We start from the raw sequence: 1976 nt of genomic DNA on the forward strand, positions 1-1976 counted from the left end.
GGCCGGCGACGCGATCCCGCTGGCGGCGCGCCTGATGGCCGTGGCCGACGTGTTCGATGCGCTGATCTCGCGCCGCGTCTACAAGGCGGCGCTCGACTTCGGCGAGGTGCGGCGCATCATGGCCGGGCAGCGCGGCCGGCATTTCGATCCGGACCTGCTCGACGCGTTCCTCGCGGGCTTCGACGCGTTCTGCACGATCGCGCAGTGCCATCCGGACGAAGCGGAGCCGGTGCACGAGGCGCGGCCGTGGGAATCGGTCGAGGCCTGATGCAGATGACGCCGCTGTTCGCCGCGACCTTGACCGCGCTGGGCTGCGCGCTCGCGGTGGCGAGCCTGTGCCTGCTGGCCGTCGAGCGCCGCACGCTGCGCCGGCTGCGGGCTGCGAACGCGGCCCTGGAGGCCCGCGTGCAGGCGCTCGCGCTGATGGAGGCGATCGTCGACGGATCGAGCGACGCGATCTTCGCCAAGGACCGGGACGGCCGCTACCTGGTCGTCAACCGCGAGGCCTGCCGCGTGCTCGGCCGCAGCGCGGCCCAGATGATCGGGCAAGACGACCCCGCGCTGTTCCCGCCCGAGCAGGCGATGCTGGTGCGCGCGAACGACCTCGTCGTGATGCACGAGAACCGCGTGCGCACCTTCGACGAGGAGCTCAGCACGCGCGACGGCAGCATCAGCTACCTGGCGACCAAGGGGCCGCTGCACGACGAATCGGGGCGCGTCACGGGCGTGTTCGGCATCTCGCGCGACATCACCGAGCGGCGCCGCGCCGAGCGCGCGCTGCGCGACGCGCACCAGCTGGTGCAGGCGGTGGAGGATTCGGTGCTCGACCACATGGCGGTGCTGGACCACCGCGGCGTGATCGTCGGCGTCAATGCCGCCTGGCGCCGCTTCGCGCAGGCGCAGGGCATGGACGAGGCGCTGGCGGCGCAGGCCGGGATCGGCGTCGACTACCTCGGGCTGTGCCGGGCGGTCGGCCGCGCCGGTGCCGACGACGGGGTCGACAGCGATGCGATCCGCGTGGCCGACGGCATCGCCGGGGTGCTGGCCGGCTGGCGTGACGTGTTCTCGCACGAGTACGCCTGCGATGCCGGCGGCAGCCCGCGCTGGTTCCACATGGACGTCACGCCGCTGCGCACCGGCCGCGGCGGTGCGGTGGTCGTGCATGCCGACGTGACGCAGCGCCGCCTCGCCGAGGACGCGCTGCGGCGCAGCGAGGTGCAGTACCGCTCGATGGTCTGCGCACTCGACGAAGGCATCCTGATCGTCGATGCCCGCGGCCGCGTGCAGGCCTGCTCGCCGCAGGCCCAGCGCTTCTTCGGGATGGGCGCGGCCGAACTGCAGCGGCCCGGCGCGTTCGCGCAGTGGCGCACCGTGCGGCCCGACGGCAGCGCGATGCCGCGCTCCGAGATGCCGATGCTGCGCTGCCTGCGCAGCGGCCAGCCCTGCCACGACGTGACGATCGGCGTCGTGCCGCCCGGCGGCGACCTGCGCTGGGTGCTCGCGCATGCCGAGCCGATGCACGAGTGCGGCGTGCTGACCGCGGTCGTCACCTCGTTCACCGACATCACCGAGCGGCACGCGACGCAGGCCGAGCTCGACCGCCACCGCCATCGGCTCGAGGAGCTCGTCGAGGAGCGCACGCACCAGCTGCAGCGCCTGAACCAGGCGCTGCTCGAGAGCGAAAGGCTGCTGGTCGTCTCGCGCGACAAGGCCGAGGCGGCCAACCGGGCGAAGAGCGCGTTCCTCGCCAACATGAGCCACGAGATCCGCACGCCGATGAACGCGATCATCGGGCTCACGCACCTGCTGCGCCGCGACGTGCACGAACCCGCCCAGGCGCAGCGGCTGCGCAAGGTGGGCGATGCGGCCTCGCACCTGCTGCAGGTGATCGACGACATCCTCGACCTGTCGAAGATCGAGGCCGGCCGCATGGACCTGGAGCGCACCGGTTTCTCGTTGCATGCGCTGCTCGCACG

At 72.7% G+C, this 1976-nt stretch carries 2 protein-coding genes; both read left to right on the forward strand.

The window, feature by feature from the left end; all coding sequences use genetic code 11:
* A partial coding sequence (locus AC1D12_RS31930) for an HD-GYP domain-containing protein (protein WP_477845182.1) occupies positions 1 to 268 on the forward strand: 268 nt, incomplete at its 5' end.
* Positions 247 to 1976 (forward strand): PAS domain-containing protein (locus tag AC1D12_RS31935; protein ID WP_477845183.1); only part of this gene is annotated, 1730 nt, incomplete at its 3' end. The genes AC1D12_RS31930 and AC1D12_RS31935, both read left to right, overlap by 22 nt.

Source organism: Rhizobacter sp. P1_G5 (assembly GCF_056405435.1).